This is a genomic window from Pseudomonas sp. PDM09 (assembly GCF_014852305.1).
GTDB lineage: Bacteria > Pseudomonadota > Gammaproteobacteria > Pseudomonadales > Pseudomonadaceae > Aquipseudomonas.
The window spans coordinates 109,554-133,730 of the sequence record NZ_JACVBI010000005.1 but is presented as its reverse complement, the minus strand read 5'-3'; the positions used below and the strand labels follow the sequence as shown (position 1 = coordinate 133,730).

The following is a 24,177-nucleotide window of genomic DNA, read 5'->3' as shown; positions in this document are numbered from 1 at the left end:
ATCACTCTACCCGGCCATCGGTCAAAAAGTTGCACACCCACCTCCCTGTTCTATTCAATGCGGTTTTCATTGACACAGCAGCGGCCCGATCAACGGCACCTGATCCTGTTGCATGTCCAGCGTGAACTGCGCCTGGCAAGTCCGGCCATCGTCCAAGGTCACCTGCAAACTGTTGTGCTCTTCCAGGTTTTCCAGATAAACCAGCCCGTCCCAACCGACCACGGCGTGCGTCCCGCTCTGCTCGTGCCGCACGCCGCTGCCCAAGGGCAATGGGTGCTGCTGCGCGTCCACCAACACAACACTCGCGGCAATGATCCGGCTCAGTGGAAACTCCAGAAGGTAACCACTGCCACGGCGCACCGCGACTCGTTGTTCAACATTCGAACTCTGCACATTGGTCGGCAAATTCAGTGGGTCGATTTCATATTTGCCGCGGTAATAGGCGCTGCTCCATGGCACCAGCAGATGACCGTTCTTATCCGTCTGGCCCACCCGTTGATTTTCGTAACGCACCGGGATATCGGCAAAGCCACCCGTGCTGACCACGACGAAAGCATCATCGATACGATTGGCAACGAACACTTGATGGTCCATCCACACCAGCGAGCCGCTGGCATCGGCCCAGCGAGTCTCGGCGTCACTGCTGCCGTAAATCCCTGCCTGCAATTGCACCGACTGCAGACGCCAGGTCAGGTCGGCCTGACGATAATCCGGGCCTTCGTCGTGGGCATAACCGAGGTTGAAGCCCACGCCGCCTGCACTAGGCACCGCGCGACTGTAATTGACGCGCTGGCGGTTTATGCCGGTCTTGCTGCGCTCGCCACTCATGCTCAGAGTGCCACGCAGGTCGAACGGGATAACTAGTTGCGCCTGCATCGCCCAGTCGCTATCGCCGATCTCACGATTGGCCGACACGTAAAAACTGGTATTGCGCCACAGTGGCTTGCTCCAGGTCAGATTGAGTAACCGGGTGCGCGAATCATCCGCCGCTCGCACATCGAAATAGCCTGCGCCAAGGCTGCCCCAGCCGTTGAGACTGACGCTCAGGGTCAACTGCTCGCTGCGCTGGCTGAGGCTGACATAGGGGCTGTCGACCACGGTCAGGTCGGCGTACTGGTCGCGGCGCTGCATACGCTGATAGGCAACGCTGTAGTGCTGACTGCTGTATTGATAACCGAGGCTGACTTGCTGACCGCTATTGCCGTCGAACCGGCTTTGACTGATCGCCGTGTTGAGCACGCCGAAATTGCCCACGCGCAGGTTGCCGCCAACGCCACCAAGGGCCAGCGCGTCCGAGGCTTCGGCATGGGTTTCGAGGGTCAGACTGTCGTTCAGACCGTAACGCAGACTGCCGGAGGTCACACCCGGACCGTAACCGAAATCGCGGATCCCGAAGTCACGGCGCAGGGTACCGGCGGCCACCGAGAAATCCATCAGGCCTTTTTGCAGCAGGTTGCTGGTGACATAGAACGGCACAGTGGTCGAGACCTGTCGACCGAGGGCATCGGTCGTGACCACCACTGCTTCGCCCGCACCGTTGATGAACGGAACGTTGGTCAGCGTGTAGGGACCGGGCTGCAACTCGGCGCTGCTGGACTTGTAGCCGTTGATGAACAGGTCGACCGATGAAGGTACCGCCGCCTCCCCGGCGAACTGCGGCAACGGGTAGGTCACAAGGTCCGGGCGCACGCCGAAATCGCGCGACACTTGCACACCGCCCAGGCGCACCGAACTGCTCCAGGGCAAGGCACCACTGATCAGGTCGCCCGCCTCGTAAGTCAGCAGGCGTTCATCATCGGAATAACGCCAGGTGGTGTCGTAACGCCGATAACCATTGTTCAGTGTGTCGTTACTGATTCCGGAAATCGTGCGCCGGTATTGCCCGGTGTTGGACAGCGTACCCCAACTGTCAAACAGCCGCACTTCGTTCCAGGCCGCAAGGTAGGTGCCGCTGTCGTCGGTGTCATTGAGGTACAAGTCGTAGTTGAGCAAGGCACCAAAACTGCTCAACGCCGCGGTGCGCGGATACGCCTCTTGGCTGCCGACAAATTGCTCCGGCAACCAGTCCGGCGGGACGGTCAACAAAAGCCGCTGCCCCTGACTGTCATAGTCACTTGTCAAACCTTGCAGACTGTCGAGGGCGACCTCAGCGTTGAGTTCTTGCGGCAATTTCATACCGATTTCGCGTAACGCCGCGACCGGCACAAAGAATCGCCCGCCGCGCTGCTCCACTGCCACCACACGCCCGGTCTCCATTTGATTGACGATCAGTTCCAGAAACAATTGCGCGTCGGCAATCGCCTCCATGCCGCTGGGCGCTGGCGGCAGCTCTGCCCCAAGGCCGGGGTGGGCGAATACCAGACAGTAGAGGCCAATCGCGGCCCACAGCGGACGCTTGATACTGCGAGCCCAATCCTGGCTCATCACCGTTTTGCGTCCGTCAATGGACATTTCCTTACTGTGGCGATCAAGAGATGCGCACAACACTTGTAATGAGGGGGCTTGCTCCCGCTGGGTCGCGGAGCGGCCCTAAAATCAGCGACATCGTTTTATCAGGTAGAACGCGGCTGCAGATTTTACGACTGCTTCGCAGCCGAGCGGGAGCAAGCGCCCTCGCCACACTGTTCCTATCACCGGGCTATCACCGTCCCGGTGCAATATTCTGAACCTGCGGCGCGCCATTGACCCGCACTTGCAAGGCCTGGTCCGCACTGATCGGCTCCGGTGTCGGCCACCGCATGATCGCCCCCGGCAGCACATAACCGAGCAGTCCCTCAACCAGCGGCCGTGTCTGACCACCCTGCTTGAACGCGACATCGGTCAACCGAGCATGCACCGCGCCCTGATTGCGCACTTCCACGTAGGAACGGCCATCGACCGCCACTTTGCGCCAGCTCAGATCAGGCGCCCCGGCGCCTTTGGGATCGCGTTTACGGTTCATGTCTTCCTTGCTCCACAGACCGGCACCGTAGGCAAACAGCGGCACCGAATAACGCATTTGAAACCGGATGGCGGCAGCGGTTTTGCCGTCTTCAGCCGTCACGGGTCTGGCCGCGGGAATTTCATCGATAATGATGCGATAGGCCAACTCCTGCCCCGGCGGTACATCGCGGGTACGGGTCAGGCGTACGAGTTGCTTCTGCCCGGGTTCGATTTTCGCGACCGGCGGGCTGCCAATGACATCGCGCTGGTTTTGATACTGATCGCTGAAACCACTCTGGCTCCAGGCAAACACGCGGATCTGCAGATTTGCCGTCTCGTTGCCGCGATTTTCCAGCCACAACGCACTCGCTTGTTGATCGGCCTCCAGCACCGGATCGATCGGCCAGATCAACACCGAACTGGCCGCCTGCACCTTGACCCCGCCCAGCAATGCCATTGCCAGCACAGCGCAACGCGCGGCCGGTAACCTGCGCAAAGGTGAATACATATGCCTGCTCCTTATGCCCGAACTACCGAGCTACCACGACAGCTGCACCTGCAGCACGTCGCTATAAATTCCTCCGGGCTGATCACCCGGTAACTGTACTTGTGCGTAGATAGGCAATCGGATGTTGTTCGCATCGCTGTAGGCCACGGCCACGCTCTGACCGATGCCCAGGCTCTCACTGAAGGCCGCGTCACTGAATAATTGATAGGCCATACGGGCACTGCCGTCATCAAGCTGCAGATGTCGCCCGTTGCTGTTGTACTGGCCGCCATCGACGCTCATGTTCAGGCTCACGCCCGGCGTGCATTGCAACTGCACGCCGTCGCTCAATTGCACTTGCACAATGTTGGTCGCTAGCGCCGATTGAGTGCCGAAATCGAGTTTTCCGTAAGTGGAAACCCCGCCCATCACCAGACATGCCCCCGTCACGGTCGCGCTGACCTGAAAACTCTGACTGGTGTCCGCCGCCAGCGGCAGAGGCAAACCAGTCGCGCCGATCAGGATCAGCGCGGCAGGACTGCATCGCACTAGAAAGTCAGTGCTGGCGGAACCAGCGGGGTGAACTTCGGTACGCTGGACTTCGGGCTGTCGCCACCGGAAGCATCGAGGAACAATTGATAAGGGATGGTCTGGGTAGCATTGTCCAGGCGCCGCGTGGTGCCGTCGCCATGGGTGCCGCCGTCGATGGTCACCGTGAAACCGGTCACCGAAGAGTTGCAGGAGACTTGCAGCGTGCCGTTGCCGGCATCGCTCAGGTTGGCATTGATCGGCTTGGTCCAGGTCGGACCTTGCGAGCCGAAATCCAACAGGCCTACATCACCGATCGGACTGCCGTCGCTACTGGTTATGTCATTGGTCACTGCACAACTGGCGATGATGATCAGCCGCGCATCAATCTGCCCGCTGATCGCCACTTGCGCCTCCTCGGCCAGTAGTAAAACTGTGCCAAGGGGCATCACCACCCAACTTTTCATCGTCTTGCACCGATCCCAGTTCCATCAGGATTCAAACAGTGGGCGTCCATTTGCGAACGACCTTTCCTTGTACTGCCCGAATCCATCGGACAGGTGTCACTCAATGCCTGCTACCAGCTCACGGTCACTTTCAAGAGATCGGAATAACGGCTGACGCGCGGGATCTCGGCCAGCCGTTCGATACGGCCGTACAGAGGCAAATCCACCGTACCTGAATCCGGTACCCGCCCACTCAAGAGCACATTCACCGGCAGCGGAATCTGCCGTGCAGCGTCTTGATAGAGGCGATAAGGAATGGGTTTGCTGTGCTCTGCACTGCCCGCCAGATAACGGACCTCGCCGACGCCGCCATGCAGTCCGCCGTCGACCTGTAATTGGTAAGGGGTATCGGGATTGCATTCCAGGCGTGGCAGCCGTGTGTCAAGCAATGCTGCACTCAATGGCCCTGAAGGATCGTCCAGGCGGGCGGTAGTGCCGAAGTCGAGGACACCCAATTGCTCGATACCCGCTTCACGCTGTTGGCCAACCAACTGGCAACCGCGCTGCACATTGACCCGGACCTCAACCTGAAGCTGCGCCGCCAATGCTGTCGTACTGAGCATCGTGCTCATGACCGCCAAAACCCCTAGCCCATTCAAATTCCCATTCCCTTTAAGGGGTTATTCGCAGGCTGAGGTTAGCATCCAAGTGGGAAACAACACGTCAAATCCGCACCTTTGCGACGAAGGGGCATGTTTCGTGTGTATCAGGGTATCGATAGGATTTTTGAAGGAAAAAACCGTGCTTGACCACCGTCTTCAAGGTCAAAAGGTAATGGTGGCCGTCATTGTGTCGGCATAGGTGCCCGGCGGAAGAAGCTGCCCCGCCGCCACCCGACCATAGACCGGGATTACCTGGGCGGCGCCACTGCCAGTTCCAGTGATGAGACCAGTGCCACCGGTGTCGCCCCAGTTGATCGCCCGCGTGGCGTCCGAGTACAGCGCATAGAACAGGATGCCTGCGGGAGTGCCGGACATCTGCCGGGCGGTCGCGGTGCCGCCGCTCGTCCCGGCACCGAGGCCCACACTATAGGCAGTTGTGTTGGTGCAGTTGACCGACAGGCTGGACTCGGCATCGGCTTGCACACCTGTATAGGCGCCGAAAGCCAAAGGAGAGGCGGAGATCCCGCAGCCGGCCACAATGCTTGCGGAGACGGTGAAGGTCGCAGTGGAGGTCGCTGAAATGGCCAGAGTGGGCAGGAGGCTGAGGGTAAAAACGCTCAGGATGCCGATACGGGCGAGAATGCCCCTGTCGCGGTGCATCCGAGTCTTCCAACGGGGATGTGAGGAGGATTGCGTGCAATGCAAAAACGTCATGGCGATAACTCCCTGTAGTACTTGGCGAACGATCAGGTTTTTTCAGTGTTCTGAAAGAACCTGATCGTCCAGCCTGGATTCCAAAGCGTAGTTCAGAGTGGGCCTCTCACGGATGTTTCGTGGCCGCACGCTTCAGGTGGCCTCAGACTCGAGCGGGTGAAACGATGATTTTCACGTTGTGTTCCTTGTTATTGACCAATTCCTCAAAGCCCTGCCCGACGATCTGTTCCAGCTGAATGCGCCCGGTTACCAACGGTGTGATGTCCAGCCGGCCGTCGGCAATAAAGGCGATCACATCGGCGAACTCGCCGTTGTAGGCGAGCGCACCCAGCACCTGTTTTTCGGTGGAGACCAACTCGAAGAAATTGAACTCGCTGGGTTCTTCGAAGATGCCCACCAACACACACATGCCGGCCTTGCGAATGAGGTCGATAGCGAGCTTGGCCGTGTGTTTGTTGCCGATGCATTCGAAGCTGACATCCGCCCCAAGTCCGCCGGTCAACCGCCGCACCTCCGCCAGAGCGTCACATTCATTGGGGTCTAGCACATGGCTCGCCCCCACCTCCAGAGCCTTGGCCTTGCGCGTTCCTGACATTTCCAGGGCGATGACCTGGGCCGCACCAGCAGCCTTGGCGCACATGATGGTGCACAGGCCGATGGTTCCCGCGCCAACCACCACCACATTTTTCCCCAGCACACTCCCGGCTTTTTTCACCGCGTGCATGCCCACGGCCAGCGGTTCGATCAGCGCCCCGGCCTCGGCGGGAAAGTTGGCCGGCAACTTGTACAGCAGATTGGCCGGCACGTTGACCAACTCGGCGAATGCACCATTGTTCATCAGCCCGGTGAAGGCCAGGTTCTCGCAAATGTTGTACAAGCCATGGGTGCAGTAATAACAGGTGCCACAGTGCTGACAGGCATCGGCTGCCACCGGCTCGCCCACACTGAATCCTTCAACACCGGCTCCGATTTCGACGATCTCGCCACAGAACTCATGACCGAGAATGCACTGCCCCTTGATTCCGGTCAGCGGGTGTGGCGCATCCACCGGGATGAACACCGGCCCGGCCACGTATTCGTGCAGGTCGGAGCCGCAAATACCGCACCATTGCACGCGAATCTGGACCCAACCCGCTGGTGGCGACACGGGCAGCGGAACGTCTTCGACACGGATATCGTGACGGCCATGCCAGACAGCGGCACGCATGCGGCGGGTCGGATCAATTGAAAGGCTCATGTTGGAATCTCCTTGAAGTCGTTGGCCTTGGCGACCCGCAAAAAGGTCGCCATGGGAGCATCAGTGTTGTTGCACAAAGTCCAGAATCAGCCGGTTGACCTGCTCGGCCGCTTCCATCTGCACCATGTGCGCCTGGCCCGGCAGGATTTCGATCCGGGCTGTCAGGCCGGCACTGTGGGCCGCAGGAATGATCGCGTCGTCACCGCCCCAGATCAGCAACACCGGCTGCCGGCTTTCTTGCACCACGTCGCGCAGATCGAACTGTTGCCGTCCTTCTTTGAACAATCCCGAAACCAGCTGGCGCAGGGCCGCGTCCACCCCTTCCAGGCGCTTGTACTTGAGCATGTCTTCGAGCATCTGCCGATTGACCAGTTCGGGGTCGGAGAACAGTTGCACCAGCTGTGGCTTGAGGGCATTGCGGCTGGCCGCCTCGACAAAACCTTGCAGGTAATCGCCGTTGATGTCCGCGCCCAGACCGGCGCTGCCGATCAAGGTCAGGGAACGTACCCGTTGTGGAGCCAGACGCGCGGTGTTCAGCGATACCGCACCGCCCATGGAATGACCCACCAGATGCGCTGCGGGAATGTCCAGGTGATCGAGCAATGCCAGCACCACGCCGCTCAGTTCATCCAGGTTTCCGTGCTCCAGCTGTTTGGTTGATTCGCCATGGCCCGGCAGATCCAGAGCAATCACCCGTTGCTCGGCAGCCAGTGCTTCATGATTGAACATCCAATTGTTCAGATCACCGCCAAACCCGTGCACCAGCACCAGAGGCACCCCGCCTTCGCCGCGCTCGAAGTAACGGATCAGCCGCCCGTCCAGTTCGACCTTCTGCGGCTTCGGTCCACTGTCTTCCTCGGCTCCGTCACCCGGTACGAACGCGGCCTGAAACTGCTCGATCACCGCATCGATTTCGGCCTCGCTGGCTTCGCCGTCGACCACAATGCCGAGCAACGCACCGACTGCAAGGGTTTCATCCTGGCGCGCGATCTGCCGACGCAATACACCGGAAAACGGCGCCTCGACGCTGCTGGAAATTTTGTCGGTTTCCACATCGAGCACTTCATCGCCCTTGGCGATCGCCTGGCCCTCCTCCTTGAGCCAGACATCGACCCGGCCTTCTGTCATCGACAAGCCCCACTTGGGCATCGTCAGGGTATGAATCTGGCTCATGAACGCTTGCTCCACTCGATCAACTTGAGCACGGCGTTTTCGATCTTCGCCGCATCAGGGATATAGAGGTCTTCCAGGGCATCGGAGAATGGCACCGGTGTGTGCGGCGCAGTCACCATCTCGATGGGCGCCTTGAGCGAGGCGAACGCTTTTTGCGCCACCAGGGCCGAGATGTCAGTGGCCATGGAACAGCGCGGGTTGGCTTCGTCGATCACCACCAGGCGCCCGGTCTTTTCCACGCTTTCGAGAATGCTGTCTTCGTCCAGCGGGCTGGTGGTACGCAGGTCGATGACCTCGCAGTCAATGCCTCGCGCGGCCAGGCTGCGGGCTGCGTCCATCGCCGTATTGACCGTGCGCCCATAGGAGACCAGCGTCACGTCCTTGCCATCGCGCAGGAAGTTGGCTTCTCCGAACGGGATGGTATAGAGCTCTTCCGGTACCTCACCCTGCATGCTGTAGAGCAGTTTGTGCTCACAGAAGATCACCGGGTCGTTATCGCGGATAGCCTGGATCAACAGGCCCTTGGCGTCGTAAGGGGACGACGGGCAGACGACTTTCAGCCCGGGGATGTGGGTCCACAGCGATGTGAGCATTTGCGAGTGTTGGGCCGCTGCCCGCAGGCCCGCGCCGACCATGGTGCGAATCACCAACGGGGTGGAGGCCTTGCCACCGAACATGTAGCGAAACTTGGCCGCCTGATTGAGGATCTGGTCCAGGCAGCAACCGGCAAAGTCGACAAACATCAATTCACACACCGGGCGTACGCCGCAGGTCGCTGCGCCTACCGCAGCACCGACATAACCCAACTCCGACAGCGGCGTGTCCAGCACGCGTCCGGGGAATTGGTGATAGAGGCCCTTGGTCACGCCCAGCACCCCGCCCCAGGCGTCGTTTTCACCGGGAGCACCGGCGCCGCCAGCGACGTCTTCCCCCATGATGAACACGGTGGGATCGCGGCGCATTTCCTGGGCCAGAGCTTCATTGATTGCCTGCTGATAACTGATTTTTCTCGCCATGATGAAGGTCTCGATTCTTGTTATAGGGGGCGTTCAGGGATAGGAAACGTAGACGTCGGTCAGCAGGTCGGCCGCACTCGGCTTGGGGTCGGACTTGGCCTTGCGCACGGCATTTTCGATCAGCAGGTCCACTTCGCTATCGATCTGATCCAACTGGCCGGCATCAATCAAACCGGTCCGAGTGGTGCGTTCGCGAAACTGCATCAGGCAGTCGTTATGCTCGCGGAAATACTTGACCTCGTCCGGTGCCCGGTAGGTCTGGGCGTCGCCCTCGAAGTGACCGTAATAGCGGGTGAGCTTGACCTCGATCAGCGACGGTCCTTCACCCGCTCGAGCCCGTTCCACGGCGGCGCCGGCGGCTTCATGAACAGCGAAAAAATCGAAGCCGTCGACGGTGACCCCGGGCATGCCGAAGCCGGCCGCGCGGTCGGCGATGTGATCGCACGCCACAGACCAGTTGGAGGCGGTGGCCTCGGCATAACCATTGTTCTCGGCAACGAACAGGCACGGCAGGTTCCACACCGAAGCCATGTTCATCGCTTCGAACACCGCACCTTCATTGGAGCCGCCGTCGCCGAAGAACACCACCGCGACGCTGTCGGTACCTTTGAGTCGGGCGGCCAGAGCCGCGCCCACAACCAGCGGTGCGCCGGCGCCGACGATGCCGTTGGCGCCGAGCATGCCCTTCTCGAAATCGGCAATGTGCATGGAGCCGCCCTTGCCCTGACAAACCCCGGTTTTCTTGCCGTAGATCTCGGCCATCATCCCGTACACATCAACGCCCTTGGCGATGCAATGACCGTGGCCACGGTGATTGGAGGCGATGCAATCATCATCCCCCAGGTGAGCCATGACACCGGCGGCCGAGGCCTCTTCACCGGCATAAAGATGGACGAAACCGGGAATCTCGCCGGTGGCGAACTCCACGTGCAAGCGCTCTTCAAAAACGCGGATGGTGCGCATCACCCGATAGGCATGCAGCAATTGATCAGCGGTCAGCTGTGTCGACATTTTTATTCTCCAGGGTGTCTTGAGGCTCAGGTTTCAAGGTGCAAGGTTCAAAGGGTGTTGCGGATGTTCACGGCCGATGGCCAGCAGCCGCTCTCGCGCTGCATAGGCCAGCGCCGCATTGACATCGATGCTCAGCGGACCGCCGGCATCGAGGGTAACGGTGGGTAAGTCAGGGGCGTTGAATTCGATTTCCCGCTCGCCATCCAGGGCCAGGGTGCCGCTGGTCAGGCACAGACGATGGGCAACGCCGGGTTCAAGGCTGGCGGCGGCGAGTACGCCGCAGCCTTGCAACAGGCCGGGCGCCAGTGGCACCAGCAACGCTTCGCAAGAGTGCGGATCAAGGCGCATCCAGGCGCCATTGGGGGCTTGGCGCGATACCGGAAACCACAAGCCACAGAGCGCCGAAATGCCAATGGACTGAGGTTCGGCGAAGGTTACAAACACCTCCGCCAGATCGATCCCACGGCTGATGGCGCGGGCGCCGATAAACGGCAGCGAGGACACCGCCACGTCCACCAAGGCCACTTCGCACAGGTCGCGGTTCGCAATCCGCACCAGCAGACGTTTATTGCGGCGCAAAGCGATTTCGGGTGGAATCCGCCCGCTGGCGAATAACCCGCCGGCCAGCCCGGCACTGGTGGCCTCACGCAGTTCCGGGAAGGCATTGTTAGTCCCTGTCGACAGCGTCAGCAGTGGAATGTCGCCGACTTCTGCAGCCACCGCTTTGTGGGTACCGTCACCGCCGAGTACGGCGATCAGCGACACGCCGCGTTCAGCCATCCAGCGCGCAGCCTGGCGAGTGTCTGCCACGCTCTGGCGCAAGGTAAGGTCGAGGAACTCCAGGGTGGGCCAGTGGCTGTCACGCGCCTGGCGGCCATGACTGTTCTTCAACACCGCAGCGGCGATACCGGTCATGTCGGTGGGCATCAGCACCCGCTCGACACCGGTGGCACCAAAAGCTGCCAGCAGCCGCTGGATCACCGAGACCTTGTCGGTGCTGGAAAACAACCCGGCATTCGCCGTCAGGCGCCGTACATCCCGGCCGGACGCCGGGTTGGCAATGATGCCGACGGTCAATGGCAAGCGACTCATGCCAGCACCACAGGTAGAACAGGGAAAAGGTCTCGGCAGGAGGACATAGGGCACCTCTTTTTATTATTGGGTTGCCAGCGCACTGGTTGCTGGGACTAGGTTGCAGGGGCTACGTTTCAGGGACTAGAGCAAGGCCGGTGCCAGATTTGCAAAAAAGCGCCAGGATGCCTGTTCCAGAGCGGCTCCGACTTGAGTCCATGAGGGTTGGGATCACGCTCGATTGAGACGTCCCATGTCAGCCAGCGCGGGCTTGTGGTGAGACCTTGAGACGTTGCGTCTCACCGTCGCCATGAGTGAACCGATGCTTGTCGAGCGTCCGTGAACGGCGCTTAATGGCCGCACAACTAAAAGAACATCGAACCGGAGACCTTAAATGCTTTCCGCCCACTCGAAGGCGCACGTGGATTGCGTCAGCCGTGTTTTGAAGAACGCAGCGCACCTGCCGCAACTGCCTGTGCCGGACTTGATATTGGACTCCTGGCGCCGCTCCATGGAGCAACACCACCTGGACCCCGGCTCATTACAAGGGCCACGGATCCTTTCGCAGAACGTGCTGCAGGAGTGTCAAGAACGCTCCGAACTGTTCCTGCGCATCGCCAGCGAAGAAGTCGCCCGCCTCCATGGTCGCGTGCGCGATGCCGATTACTGCGTATTGCTGACCGATGCCCAGGGCCAGACCATCGACTACCGCGTGGAAAGCACTATCCGAAATGACTGCCGCAAAGCCGGCCTGTACCTGGGCACCTGCTGGTCAGAAGGTGAGGAAGGCACCTGTGGCGTGGCCGCGGTGCTGACCGCACGCACACCAGTCACGGTGCATAAGCGAGATCACTTCCGCGCCGCTTTTATCGGGCTCACCTGCTCTGCTGCTCCCGTCTTCGACCCTCGGGGCGAACTGCTCGGAGTGCTTGATGTGTCCGCGGTGCGCTCTGCGGACGACCGCCGTTCGCAACACCTGATCCGGCAGATGGTGGTGCAGAGCGCGCGGGAAATAGAACAGGCGTTTTTCATGAGCAGTGCCCAGGGCTACTGGGTGCTGCGGGCTCACAACAGCCCGGGCTACGTCGACAGCCAACCCGATTACCTGCTCGCCTGGGACGATGACGGGCGACTGCAGGCGCTGAACCCAGCGGCGCGGCAGTGGCTGTCGCACCGCTTTGGTCAACTGCCGGAACACATCGACCAAGTGTTCGATCAGCAGTTATTGCATCGGGCCAGGGACGAATCGCTTTGCCTGTTTCACTGCCAGGGTGGCCGCCACGCCTTGCATGGACGACTCAACGCACCACGGCGGGTCAAACGCACCCCGGCGCGCCGGGTGCTGTCACCCGCCGAACTCGACCCGCGACTGGAAGAAAGCCTGCGCCTTGCGGTGCGGGTCAAAGACCGCAATCTACCGGTGCTGATCCAGGGGGAAACCGGTTCTGGCAAAGAAGTCTTCGCCCGCCAGCTGCACCAGGCCAGCCTGCGCCGTGAGCGACCTTTTATCGCGGTGAACTGCGCAGCGATTCCCGAAAACCTGATCGAAAGTGAGCTGTTTGGTTATGTGGCCGGCGCTTTCACCGGTGCCTCGAGCAAAGGCATGCAAGGGCTGCTGGAACAGGCCGATGGCGGCACTCTGTTTCTCGATGAAATCGGTGACATGCCCCTGCCCCTGCAAACCCGCCTGTTGCGGGTTTTAGCCGAGGGCGAAGTGGCGCCCCTGGGAGCGTCACGAAGCAAAGCGATAGACATTCAGGTCGTCTGCGCGAGCCACCGCGATCTGGAAGCGCTGGTGACCTCTGGGGAGTTTCGCGAGGACCTGTACTTTCGCCTCAGAGGTGCGCGATTCCAGTTACCGCCGTTGCGCGAGCGCAGCGATCGGCTGGCCTTGATCAACCGGATACTCGAAGAAGAATCGTCGGCCTGTGGGATAGCAGTGCAACTGGGAAGCGCCGCGCTGGAATGCCTGCTCGGCTATCGCTGGCCGGGAAATGTGCGCGAACTGCGGCACGTGCTGCGTTATGCCTGTGCGGTGTGCGAGACCCATTTGATTCTGTTGAGTGACTTGCCTGAGCAACTGCTCGGCCATCGACCCAATGATCCGGCTTCAGCTGACATCGTGGAACGCTGCGCCAGTCCGGAACGCCAGGCACTCATCGATGCCCTCGTGCGTCATCGCTGGAAACCCACCGCCGCGGCCAAGGCCTTGGGCATCTCACGGGCAACGCTGTATCGACGGGTGCATCAACATGACATCGACATGCCTGGCAGAGGCTAACCACAGCTTCATCCGGCCGCCCCGCTCGTCGCCGGAGGGGCCTATGGGTGCCGATCAAACATTTCGCCGCTACAATGCGCACCTCGACCGTGACAAGCCCGACTAAAAAAATATGTCCCTGCCCAAACATCATCTGGAACTGCTCAGCCCCGCCCGCGACGTGGCCATCGCCCGCGAGGCCATCCTGCATGGCGCCGACGCCGTATACATCGGGGGCCCGAGTTTCGGCGCCCGCCACAACGCCTGTAACGAGGTGAGCGATATCGCCCAATTGGTGGAATTCGCCCGTCGCTACCACGCCCGGGTGTTCACCACCATCAACACGATCCTGCACGACAACGAGCTGGAGCCGGCCCGCAAGCTGATCCACCAGTTGTACGACGCCGGCGTCGACGCGCTGATCGTCCAGGACCTGGGCGTGATGGAACTGGACATTCCGCCGATCGAGCTGCACGCCAGCACCCAGACCGACATCCGCACCCTGGCGCGGGCGAAGTTCCTCGACCAGGCCGGCTTCTCCCAACTGGTACTGGCCCGCGAGCTGAACCTCCAGGAGATCCGCGCCATCGCCGACGAAACCGATGCGGCGATCGAATTCTTCATCCACGGCGCGCTGTGCGTGGCGTTCTCCGGCCAGTGCAATATTTCCCATGCGCAGACCGGCCGCAGCGCCAACCGAGGCGACTGCTCCCAGGCTTGCCGCCTGCCCTACACCCTCAAGGACGAAAAAGGCGGTGTCATCGCTTACGAAAAACACCTGCTGTCGATGAAGGACAACAACCAGAGCGCCAACATCCGCGCGCTGGTGGAAGCCGGCGTGCGCTCGTTCAAGATCGAGGGTCGCTACAAAGACATGGGTTATGTGAAGAACATCACTGCCTGGTATCGCCAGCGCCTGGACGATGTCCTCGAAGACCGCCCGGACCTGGCCCGCGCGTCCAGCGGCCGCACCGCGCACTTCTTCGTGCCCGATCCGGACAAAACCTTCCACCGTGGCAGCACCGACTACTTCGTCAGCGACCGCAAGATCGACATTGGCGCCTTCGACACACCGACCTTCACCGGCCTGCCAGTGGGCGTGGTGGAGAAAGTCGGCAAGCGCGATCTGCTGGTGGTCACCCACGAACCGCTGTCCAACGGCGACGGCCTCAATGTGCTGGTCAAGCGTGAAGTCGTGGGCTGGCGTACCAACATCGCCGAGCCGAAGGGCGAGTTCGAAGAGGACGGGGAAAAGCGCTACCGCTATCGTGTGGAGCCCAATGAGATGCCTAAGGGGCTGCATCAGCTGCGACCGAATCACCCGCTGAGCCGCAACCTCGACCACAACTGGCACCAGGCCCTGCTCAAGACCTCCGCCGAGCGCCGGATCGGTGTTGCCTGGATCGCTCGCCTGCGTGAGGATCGCCTGGAGCTGACCGCCACCAGCGAGGAAGGTGTCAGCGCCAGTGTCGCCCTGGACGGTCCATTCGGTCTGGCCAACAAGCCGGAACAGGCCCTGGAGCAATTGCACGACCTGCTCGGCCAACTGGGCACTACTCAGTACCACGCCACGGCGATCGAGCTGGATGCACCGCAGGCGTATTTCATCCCCAACTCGCAGCTCAAGGCCTTGCGCCGCGAAGTCATCGAAGCGCTGACCGCGGCCCGCATCAAAGCCCACCCTCGTGGTGGTCGCAAGGCCGAGACCGAGCCGCCACCGGTGTACCCGGAGTCGCACCTGTCGTTCCTGGCCAACGTCTACAACCAGAAAGCCCGCGACTTCTATCACCGTCACGGCGTCAAGCTGATCGACGCGGCCTATGAGGCTCACGAGGAGACCGGCGAGGTGCCGGTGATGATCACCAAGCACTGCCTGCGTTTCTCCTTCAACCTCTGCCCCAAGCAGGCCAAGGGCGTCACCGGCGTGCGTACCAAGGTCGCGCCGATGCAACTGGTGCATGGCGATGAGGTGCTGACGCTGAAGTTCGACTGCAAGCCTTGCGAGATGCACGTGATCGGCAAGATGAAGGGGCACATCCTTGACCTGCCGCAACCGGGCAGCGTGGTCCAGCAGGTCGTCGGCCACATCAGCCCTGAAGAGCTGCTCAAGACCATCCCTCGCGCGCCCCACTGAGAGACTGGCGAGCGCGCCGCTACGGCGCCGCGCTCGCTGCACTCGCAAGACGGCTGAACGTCAAAGACGTCACCTAAAGGGATTTACAGGCATAAAAAAACGCCAGGCCGGATCGGCGTTGGCGTTTTCTGTATGACGACTCTCCAAGACTCCCGCACTGCCTGCCGGCGGGGCCATACTTGGATGAGTATCAGGAAAATGGCAGGGGCGGCTGGATTCGAACCAACGCATGGCAGGATCAAAACCTGCTGCCTTACCGCTTGGCGACGCCCCTGTATCTGTAGCGAGTGCCCTTGCGCGACAAACCCTGTAAGGGCCGCTGCAAGAACGGGCGGCAATTTATCAACTTTCTCTTCATCTGGGAAGGCCAGCACAAAAATATATTTGTTTTAAAACAGATGCTTACTCTTGATGCTGGAGGGTGCCATGGCGGCTGTTACCGATACACTGAAGCTGTTTCTCGCCGGCGATGTCATGACCGCCCGCGGCATCGACTCAGTACTGCCACATCCTGGCGATCCGCAGCTTTACGAAGACTACGTCAAGAATGCCGGCGTTTACGTCCGGCTGGCAGAAAGACTCAATGGCCCGATTCCCCTCCCCGTCGATTTCACCTATGTCTGGGGCGCTGCATTGGATGAGTTTGAACGTCGCCAGCCACACGCACGCATCATCAATCTGGAAACAGCGGTGTCGCGCCGCGGACGACCGGCGCCAAAAGGCATCAATTACCGCATGAGCCCGGAGAATTTCCCGGCCATCAGCGCAGCCGGCATCGACTGCTGCGTGCTGGCCAACAACCATGTGCTGGACTGGGGAGCTGCCGGCCTGGCCGATACGCTGGATACCTTGTCGAGCAACGGCGTGTGCAGTGCCGGCGCCGGGCACAACCGGCAATTTGCCGAAGCGCCCGCCGTGCTGCCGCAGCCTGGCGGGCGGCGCTTGCTGGTGTTTGGCCTCGGCGCACCAGACAGTGGCATACCCTCGGACTGGGCCGCCACGGACAGGCGCGCAGGCGTTGCGCGCCTTGAGGATCTGTCGATGCACAGCCTGCGCCCTGTGGCCGAACGGATTCTCCAGGGCAAAAAACCGCGGGACCTGGTGGTCGCCTCCATTCACTGGGGCGGCAACTGGGGGTTCGATATCCCGCGCGAGCAGGTCCGGTTCGCCCATGCCTTGATCGACGAAGCCGGAGTTGACCTGGTGCACGGGCATTCCTCACACCACATCAAGGGCATCGAGGTGTACCGCGAACGCCTGATTCTCTACGGCTGCGGTGATTTGCTGAACGATTACGAAGGCATCGAGGGTCACACAGCCTTTCGCGGCGACTTGGGGCTTCTGTATTTTGCCTCGCTGGACCCGAACGGGCACCTGCAGTCGCTGGATCTGGTCCCCACTCACCTGCGTGGCTTTCGCATCTGTCGCGCCGAAGGGGATGACCGTCAATGGCTGCACGACACCCTTTCTCGCGAGTGCGCGCGCTTGGGCAGCGGCATCCAGCCGGGTGCGAAAAATGCCTTCGAGTTGCGTTGGTAAGAGCCTCTGGACATGTGAAAGCCCAGGGAACCCTCCAATGCCAGTCAGCTAGCAATTTCAGCCACGACGCAATCCATGTAGCAGCTGCCGAGGCTGCGTTCGGCTGCGTAGCAGTCGTGAGTCCGACAGATGCAGCCTGCCTGACACACCACAATTTCTGATTTTACGACTGCTTCGCAGCCGAACGCAGCCTCGCAGCCTCGCAGGCTCGGCAGCTGCTACGGATAACATTACGGCTTAACTGACTGGCACTAAGCAACCTTCCCGGTTTTTTTCGTTTCTGCGTCGCTTTTGCATTTTTGTGCGACAGATCCCCCTCCAGGGACTCCCGTACCACTCCCTTGTGGTGTTAGTTTGGAAACGTTTCTGACTCATCGACCAGATATTTCTTACAACCTGCCTGCAAAGGAATGCCCCCAACAATGGATTTCTCACTCAAGCACCTGGCCGCTACAACCCTGATGCTGGCCAGCCTTTCGTCGTTCACCACGTCAGCGCACGCCAACATCACCGCGCAACAGAGCGCGACCATCCTCAAGACCTTCAGTAACACATCGGTCACCGATTTCAGGCAATTCCTGGGACGCCTGGCCAAGAGCGACCTTGCCCACACCAGCGATCTCGGCCCGGCAATCAGTGCCTTCCAGGGCAACAAGCCGCTTACCGCTGAACAACAGAACGAGATCCATCGCCTGCTTGGCCTCTATGCACGGGTGAAATACGGCAGCGCTGCCACCGAGACCCTGCGCGAGCTGGTGGCAATCCCGACCTTCCGCGTGGACGGCGTTGCTCAGCACGACAATCCCGAATTCATCAAGATCGCCGACAAGCTCAAGGGCCTCGCCCAAGCGTTCAACCTGAATTTTCGCAACATCGACAACCGCGTCTATGAAATCTCCCTCGCAGGCAATGGCGACGAAGTCGTAGGCATTCACGCGCATGCCGATGTGGTGCCCGTAACGCCGGAGAACTGGGTCCTGAAAGACGGCACCCGACTCGATCCGTTCAAGGTCACTCTGGTCGGCGACCGCCTGTATGGCCGGGGCACCGAGGATGACAAGAACGGTATCGTGGTGGCGCTCTACGCCATGAAGATCATCAAGGAAGAGAAGCTGCCGCTGGCGAGGAATTTCAAGCTGCTGGTAGACACCACCGAAGAAACCACCGGCGACGCCATCCCCTATTACTTCGAACACAACCCGACGCCCAACTACAACCTGGCGCTGGATGGCGGCTATCCGGTGGTGATTGCCGAGAAAGGCTACGGCACCGTCATGGCCAGTTTTCCTCGGCGCGCCGCAGAGGGCAAAGGCGCCGAAATCACTGCAATGACGGGCGGCTTGGCAACCAACCAGATTCCATCGACTTCGGTCGCCACCCTGGTGACTGCCAAGCCCGCCGAATTGGCTGCCAGCCTGCAGAAAGCAGGTAGCGATTATGCCAAGCATAATGGCGGCAACTTCGAGGTGAGCGCCAAGGTCGTCGGCAAGGACGTCAAACTGACGGTCACCGGCGTTTCCGCCCACTCCTCCGAGCCCGAGTCAGGCGTCAACCCGGTGGCAAGGATGCTGGACTTCATCAACAGCCTCGACGGGAAGGTCGCGCTCAAGCACAACCACATCACCGACGCCGCCCGCTACGCCGCCGACAACTGGGGACTGGACTACCTGGGTGGCAAATTGGGGGTCGGCTTTTCCAATGACTTCATGGGACCGCTGACCGCATCCCTGACCTACGTCGGGATGGATGAAAAAACCTTCAAACTCGCGGTCAACCTGCGGGTGCCCAAGGGCAAATCCCCGGAAGTGCTCAAGACCGAAATCGCCGACAAGCTTGGCGTCTGGAGCAAGAAGACCCACATTGCGGCGGCCTTTGACTACTCGATCGCCGAGCCGATGCACCGCAACCCGGAGGGTGAATGGGTCAAGGCCCTGCTGGCCGTGGCCAGCGAAAACCTCGGCATGGAACACAAATTCGGCACCTCTGCCGGCGCCACTTCGGTCCATGAGTTGCCTAATGGCGTGCAGTTCGGCCTGGCCAGGCCCGAGGTCAAGTACACCGGCCACAACGACAACGAGTTCAAGACTGTCGACCAGTTCCTGCTGGACCTGCAGATCGTGACCGAAATGTTCGGGCGCATCGGGCAGATGCCAAAACTCTGATCCCTCCTTTCGGACCCGCTATTCTGGCGGGTCTGTCAGTCAGTCAAGACATAATGTTATCCGTAGCAGCTGCCGAGCCTGCGAGGCTGCGTTCGGCTGCGAAGCAGCCGCAAATCAGCAATAGTTATATATCAGGCAGACCTTGCCTGCCGGACTCACGACTGCTGCGCAGCCTCGCAGGCTCGGCAGCTGCTACATCGAGTGCGTCGCGGCAGAGATTGCCTGGAATTCAGTGGGATCAATTTATGTCGCTAAGTTTTCATAAAATGCACGCCAACGGCGATGACTTCGTCATCGTGGACTCGCGAAATTCGGCCAATCCAGTGACAAGCGCCATGGCCCGGCGAATGGGTGATTGGCACCGTGGAATCGGATTCAATCAACTCGCGGTGGTGCTCAATTGCGATGATGCCGTTGCGCGCCTGATGTTCTGGAATGCCGATGGTTCCAACCTGGATGCGTGTGGCAGCGCAACGCGGGGGGCCGCGGATATGCTGATGCGCGAATCAAATACTACGTCGATAACACTGCGAACCAACCGTGGCCTACTCACCTGTGAGCGAACCTCAAGCGGTGAGATTTCCGTCAACATGGGGGAACCGCTTTTCGGCTGGTCGGAAATTCCCCTGGCGCTGGAACTGGATACGGCTGTTTTACCACTGGCGGGTGACCCAGCAGCGACCAGTATGGGCAATCCGCACTGCACCTATTTCGTCGATGATCTCACCGCCGTCGATATAGCGACCCTCGGACCGATCATTGAAACCAACCCTCTATTCCCCCTCAAGACGAATGTGCATTTCGTCCAGATCATTAATCGAAAGCACATTCGATTGCGCATTTGGGAGCGCGGGGGCGGGATTCCACTCGGCTCAGGCTCCTGCTCTTGTGGCGCCGCTGTTAACGGCATTCGTCGTGGTTTGTTAGATCATTGCGTTGAGGTTGAATGTGATGGCGGCACCGTAACGGTTCAATGGGATGGCGTGGGACCTGTCTTTCTCATCGGGCCGGTAGAGACAACGTTTTCGGGAACCGTTCACGACAGCCTCAGGCTATGAATCGGCAACCATCGCGTAACTGACCTATTCTGAATCGACCGACAAAAGATCACCCTTTTGAGGTACCTGAACTCGTTACAGCAATGGAGGCTGGATGATGAAGGAGCATTCGATTGAGTTTCGCGCTGGAGAGGCGCCCACGCCGCACACTTCGCCCCTCGCCATGACCCGTTCCACCCAATCTCCCAAGCTCAATAGCCGCATCGAGCTTTACACCCAGGAGGCGATGGTCAACTGGCTAGGCCCGTTGCAGCTGATGCGCACGGGCTTACAAACGGCTGTCGCCACCACGATGGGAGCCTTCGCAGACCCGCGCGAAGTGCTGGCGATGCTCAACCCCCGGGACTCTAACCCGCCTATCCAGGTGGTTGCCGACGGTGACGTGTGGGTCGATTATCTGGCCGATACCGGCGATGGCTGGGACTCTACCTACTCGATGGCGCTGTGTGTCAGCCATGCTGTCGAGTTGCCGGAACACCAGCTCTCACTGCCGCGCGGCGACGTGCTGCTGCTCGGCGGCGATCAGGTCTATCCCACACCGGCCGGCAACGGGTATCGCACCCGTTTCCTTGATCCCTTCCGCGCCGCATTTCCCGCGCCGGTACCCAAGGAGCGCCCGGGTGACCAGGCCCAGCCCGTACGACAGCCGGGTGCGCCGTGGATATTGGCGACGCCTGGCAACCATGATTGGTATGACGGTCTGCGCGGTTTCTCCCAACTGTTTTGCGAGCAGAAGCCCATCGGCGCCTGGGACACCCGCCAGCGCACCGGTTACTACGTGCTGCAGTTGCCCAATGGCTGGTGGGTCTGGGGCCTGGATCTGCAGTTTGAATCCATGATCGACCGCCAGCAGAAGCAATACTTCCAACAGATGCACGCCAAATTGCAGCCAGGCGATCGCGTGATCCTCTGTACACCCGAGCCGAGTTGGGTGGACGAGGCCGAACGGCTGGCACGGGAGGAGAGCAAGGCCTTGCCCTCGATCGAAACCCAGACGCCGCGCTTTCGCAGCCTGCGCGAGATCGAGGAACTCTTGGGTGACCACCTCGCGGTAGTCTTGGCCGGAGACTCACACCACTACGCGCGCTACCAGCCACAAGCGGGCACCCAGGCGCCGCAGCGCATCACCTGCGGAGGCGGTGGCGCCTTCTTGAATGCCACCCATCACCTTCCCGATCCGCCCAAGCCGATCAACGTTGGCGGAACCCGCCAGCATTACGAGCTGGCGGCGGTCTACCCGGCCAAAAAGACCTCCGAGCAACTGCGTAATCGGGCATGGCGGCTACCTACCCGCAATCTCTCGTTCTGCGCCATGCTGGCCATCTTGTACCTGCTGTTTGACTGGATGGTGCAAAGCGCCAGCACGGTGCCCCACCCGGCACGAGGCAACCGCAGCCTGATGGACGTGTTGTCTGACCTCCAGGCGTCTATTCCCAACATCAGCGAAGTTTGGCGACATCTGCTCCTGGTCTTGTCACACAGTCCTTCGTCGGTGATGTTCGCCGTGATCATTGTGCTGGGTTGCGCCGTGTTCTCAGCCGCCGGGGTCAAGCGCACCCGAAAGCTCGCCTATGCCATTGGAGCTGTTCACGGGGTCCTTCATCTGGGACTGGCTATCGGACTGCTGTGGCTGATGGGCCGTGTCAACATCCACTACCTGCAGTTGGAGGTTGAAAACCTGCACCAGGTTGTGTTGTTCCTGGCGGAGACGCTGGTGCTCGGCGGCAGTTTGGGAGGCCTGTTGTTCGGTGCCTGGATGGTGATGGGCAATACCTTCTGGGGGCTACACAGCGAGGCGGTTTTTTCCTCGCAGTGCATCGCCGACCACAAGTGTTTCCTGCGCATGCACTTCAAAGGCGACCAACTGACCATTTACCCACTCAAGCTGGAGAAGGTCTGCCGGCGCTGGTCCCTGGGATCGGGAGTCGCCAAACTGGCGAAGGTACAGCGCACCTGGAGGTTGCGGGCAACGCCTGAAAGCACTGGCCCGCGATTCGTGCCAGCCTCGGGTGAGCTCGAACTGCAACTGATCGAGCCGCCCATCGAAATTCTGCGTGGAAGAACCGCCTCATGAACGCTTCGTAGGAGTCAGGCTTGCCGGCGAAGGCGCTTTCAAAGATGCCTTCGCCGGCAAGCCTGGCGCCTACACAGATGAAGCAGATATCAAAACCAGGTTTCCATCTGTATGCCGTACTGCCATACACCGCCGGCGTTGAAGTCCGACTTGCCGAAGTTGTCTGTGGAACTGTATCCGTCCAGATCCGAAGACCAGTTCATCAGGCTTGCGAATACTCGCAATTCAGGGCGTGTGAGCAGGTCTCCAACGTCAGGTTTGAATGTCGGAGCAATCGTGAATTTCCAGAAGTTACCGTCGACCGCATTACGTTGCAGGTAGCCCTTGGGGTCGAGGTCCATGGTTTGCCAGCTCATCTCGTAGGCCATCTCGAAATTGCTGTTGATTTCATTGGCCAACCGCACGTTCAAAGTCATCCAGCGGTAGTCGTCACCCTTGACGTATCTGTCCTTGCTTTGTTCGGCCAACAAGCTGGGGCCGATGCGCCAGCCGGGGGCAATGGGCGTCTCGCCGTAAAGCGCCAGACGCAGAGCCCGGGCGTCGTCGATCAGTTCGCCATCCGAACCGATGTTTTTGACCTCTGCCCCCAGACCTTGCCCGTAGAGCAGCGCTGTTTTAAAGAAGCCTTCGCGGCCGAAAAAGTTTTTCTGATGATTGGCCAGCATGCTGTGCAAGCCGGAATCCGCAGGCGTCAGGCCCGCTTCATTGGTGCGAGTGGCAAAGTCGTTTTTCTTTGAGCCAATGCCATTGAACATCCACTGCCACTGACCATTATCGAAGAACTGGTTGGAGGTCAGGATGTAGCTTTCCACATCGGCATTGACACCGCCCTCACTGAAATCCCCATAGTTACGCCCGATCAAGGAGTAATTCGAGCGCCAGTCCTTGTTCATCTGCACATCGTAGATACCACCCCCGGTGCCGGCCAGAAAGACCACGTCCGAGTCCAGCCAGTGGATATCGAAGTTGTCTCTGTCGAATCGTTTGCCAGCCCACAGGGTGGAGTTCTCGAACACTGAATTGCCCTTGAAGGCAGCGAGATGATCGAGCTCGGTAAACACCTGACGCACGTTCAGATTGCTCTCGTCGGCGGTCCAGTCGTTGGAGCTTTCCACACCGTCGGCGATGGACACCGTGAATTTGGAACGGGTGCCGTTCTGCGCATAGATTTCTTTCGACAGGTCTATGCGCATGTAGGTGTCGTCTTCGTTACCGAGTCGCCCGACGGCACCACCGACTGAACCGGCAGGCGTTGTATAAGGGCCGCCACGACCACCACCCAGCCCATCGTTGATCAGCAATCCGGAGCGGGCGTAACCCTTGAAGCTGAAACCGTCAGTCAGGTGTCCGCTACTGTCCTGCTTTTCCATGCTTTGCTGACGGGCTTCGAGTTTTGCCAGTCGAGTGTCCAAAGTAGGCGCCGCAGTAGCGGCTGCAGTGGACGCCGCCGGTTGCAAGGCGGGAGTCGCCAGTTTGATCTGCTGCAATTCTCTGGCAAGTGCCTGGGTTTGCTGCTCGGCTGCGGCGGCGCGTTTTTCCGCAGCGGCGGCACGCGCTTCAAACGCGGCCATTCGTTGTTCCAGAGTCGCGGCCTGAGTGGTCGCCGCCGAGGTGCCGAGTACGCCTGCGAGTAGCCAGCTTGATGCTTTCTGCATGGGGGATTTCCTGTTTTGTTTTTATTTT

At 60.3% G+C, this 24,177-nt stretch carries 18 protein-coding genes and 1 tRNA gene; 6 read left to right on the top strand and 13 right to left on the bottom strand.

Going from position 1 to position 24,177, the window contains the following annotated elements; genetic code table 11:
* Nucleotides 1-66: 66 nt before the first annotated feature.
* From IB250_RS14110 to IB250_RS14060, 11 genes are all read right to left on the bottom strand, one after another.
* Entirely contained in the window at nt 67-2,424 is a 2,358-nt protein-coding gene (locus tag IB250_RS14110; RefSeq protein ID WP_192344757.1) for a fimbria/pilus outer membrane usher protein, read from the bottom strand.
* Between the two features lie 217 nt (nt 2,425-2,641).
* Nucleotides 2,642-3,430 carry a molecular chaperone gene (locus IB250_RS14105; RefSeq protein WP_192344532.1) on the bottom strand — a complete coding sequence of 263 codons (789 nt, stop codon included), beginning with the start codon at nt 3,428-3,430 and terminating at the stop codon, nt 2,642-2,644.
* Nucleotides 3,431-3,460: 30 nt separating this feature from the next.
* Nucleotides 3,461-3,958, bottom strand: coding sequence for a spore coat U domain-containing protein (locus IB250_RS14100; RefSeq protein WP_318652675.1), 498 nt, complete (start codon nt 3,956-3,958; stop codon nt 3,461-3,463).
* Nucleotides 3,958-4,404 carry a spore coat protein U domain-containing protein gene (locus IB250_RS14095; RefSeq protein WP_192344531.1) on the bottom strand — a complete coding sequence of 149 codons (447 nt, stop codon included), beginning with the start codon at nt 4,402-4,404 and terminating at the stop codon, nt 3,958-3,960. The genes IB250_RS14100 and IB250_RS14095 overlap by 1 nt, the downstream gene beginning before the upstream one ends.
* A gap of 110 nt (nt 4,405-4,514) precedes the next feature.
* Nucleotides 4,515-5,015 carry a spore coat U domain-containing protein gene (locus IB250_RS14090; protein ID WP_192344530.1) on the bottom strand — a complete coding sequence of 167 codons (501 nt, stop codon included), beginning with the start codon at nt 5,013-5,015 and terminating at the stop codon, nt 4,515-4,517.
* Nucleotides 5,016-5,207: 192 nt separating this feature from the next.
* Nucleotides 5,208-5,759 (bottom strand): spore coat U domain-containing protein, encoded by a 552-nt coding sequence (locus tag IB250_RS14085; RefSeq protein WP_192344529.1) that lies wholly within the window; start codon nt 5,757-5,759, stop codon nt 5,208-5,210.
* Nucleotides 5,760-5,901: 142 nt separating this feature from the next.
* A complete protein-coding gene (locus tag IB250_RS14080) occupies nt 5,902-6,966 on the bottom strand; it encodes a 2,3-butanediol dehydrogenase (RefSeq protein WP_225603523.1) in 1,065 nt (354 codons plus the stop codon).
* A 90-nt stretch (nt 6,967-7,056) separates the two neighbouring features.
* Complete coding sequence (locus tag IB250_RS14075; RefSeq protein ID WP_192344527.1) at nt 7,057-8,169, bottom strand: acetoin dehydrogenase dihydrolipoyllysine-residue acetyltransferase subunit; 1,113 nt, start codon at nt 8,167-8,169, stop codon at nt 7,057-7,059.
* Complete coding sequence (locus tag IB250_RS14070; RefSeq protein ID WP_192344526.1) at nt 8,166-9,185, bottom strand: alpha-ketoacid dehydrogenase subunit beta; 1,020 nt, start codon at nt 9,183-9,185, stop codon at nt 8,166-8,168. The genes IB250_RS14075 and IB250_RS14070 overlap by 4 nt, the downstream gene beginning before the upstream one ends.
* A gap of 33 nt (nt 9,186-9,218) precedes the next feature.
* Nucleotides 9,219-10,196, bottom strand: coding sequence for a thiamine pyrophosphate-dependent dehydrogenase E1 component subunit alpha (locus IB250_RS14065; RefSeq protein WP_192344525.1), 978 nt, complete (start codon nt 10,194-10,196; stop codon nt 9,219-9,221).
* A gap of 33 nt (nt 10,197-10,229) precedes the next feature.
* Entirely contained in the window at nt 10,230-11,288 is a 1,059-nt protein-coding gene (locus tag IB250_RS14060; protein WP_192344524.1) for an ATP-NAD kinase family protein, read from the bottom strand.
* Nucleotides 11,289-11,661: 373 nt separating this feature from the next.
* Between IB250_RS14060 and IB250_RS14055 the strand changes: the two genes are divergently transcribed.
* Both IB250_RS14055 and IB250_RS14050 read left to right on the top strand, forming a co-directional pair.
* Nucleotides 11,662-13,548 (top strand): sigma-54-dependent Fis family transcriptional regulator, encoded by a 1,887-nt coding sequence (locus IB250_RS14055; RefSeq protein ID WP_192344523.1) that lies wholly within the window; start codon nt 11,662-11,664, stop codon nt 13,546-13,548.
* Nucleotides 13,549-13,660: 112 nt separating this feature from the next.
* On the top strand, nt 13,661-15,661 hold the full coding sequence (locus IB250_RS14050) for a peptidase U32 family protein (protein WP_192344522.1): 2,001 nt from the start codon (nt 13,661-13,663) through the stop codon (nt 15,659-15,661).
* A 199-nt stretch (nt 15,662-15,860) separates the two neighbouring features.
* Here the strand turns inward: IB250_RS14050 and IB250_RS14045 are convergent.
* A tRNA-Gln gene (locus IB250_RS14045) sits at nt 15,861-15,935 on the bottom strand.
* Between the two features lie 152 nt (nt 15,936-16,087).
* On the opposite strand from IB250_RS14045, the gene IB250_RS14040 reads away from it, so the two are divergent.
* The 4 genes from IB250_RS14040 (at nt 16,088) to IB250_RS14025 (ending at nt 22,494) form a co-directional block, all read left to right on the top strand.
* Complete coding sequence (locus IB250_RS14040) at nt 16,088-17,200, top strand: CapA family protein (RefSeq protein WP_192344521.1); 1,113 nt, start codon at nt 16,088-16,090, stop codon at nt 17,198-17,200.
* A gap of 422 nt (nt 17,201-17,622) precedes the next feature.
* Nucleotides 17,623-19,362 carry a dipeptidase gene (locus IB250_RS14035; protein WP_192344520.1) on the top strand — a complete coding sequence of 580 codons (1,740 nt, stop codon included), beginning with the start codon at nt 17,623-17,625 and terminating at the stop codon, nt 19,360-19,362.
* Between the two features lie 245 nt (nt 19,363-19,607).
* Nucleotides 19,608-20,420: a diaminopimelate epimerase gene (gene dapF, locus IB250_RS14030; RefSeq protein WP_192344519.1), complete on the top strand. Its 813-nt coding sequence runs from the start codon at nt 19,608-19,610 to the stop codon at nt 20,418-20,420.
* A gap of 97 nt (nt 20,421-20,517) precedes the next feature.
* A complete protein-coding gene (locus IB250_RS14025) occupies nt 20,518-22,494 on the top strand; it encodes a metallophosphoesterase (RefSeq protein WP_192344755.1) in 1,977 nt (658 codons plus the stop codon).
* An 89-nt stretch (nt 22,495-22,583) separates the two neighbouring features.
* On the opposite strand, the gene IB250_RS14020 is transcribed toward IB250_RS14025, so the two are convergent.
* Nucleotides 22,584-24,149 carry a carbohydrate porin gene (locus IB250_RS14020; RefSeq protein ID WP_192344518.1) on the bottom strand — a complete coding sequence of 522 codons (1,566 nt, stop codon included), beginning with the start codon at nt 24,147-24,149 and terminating at the stop codon, nt 22,584-22,586.
* Nucleotides 24,150-24,177: the final 28 nt, after the last annotated feature.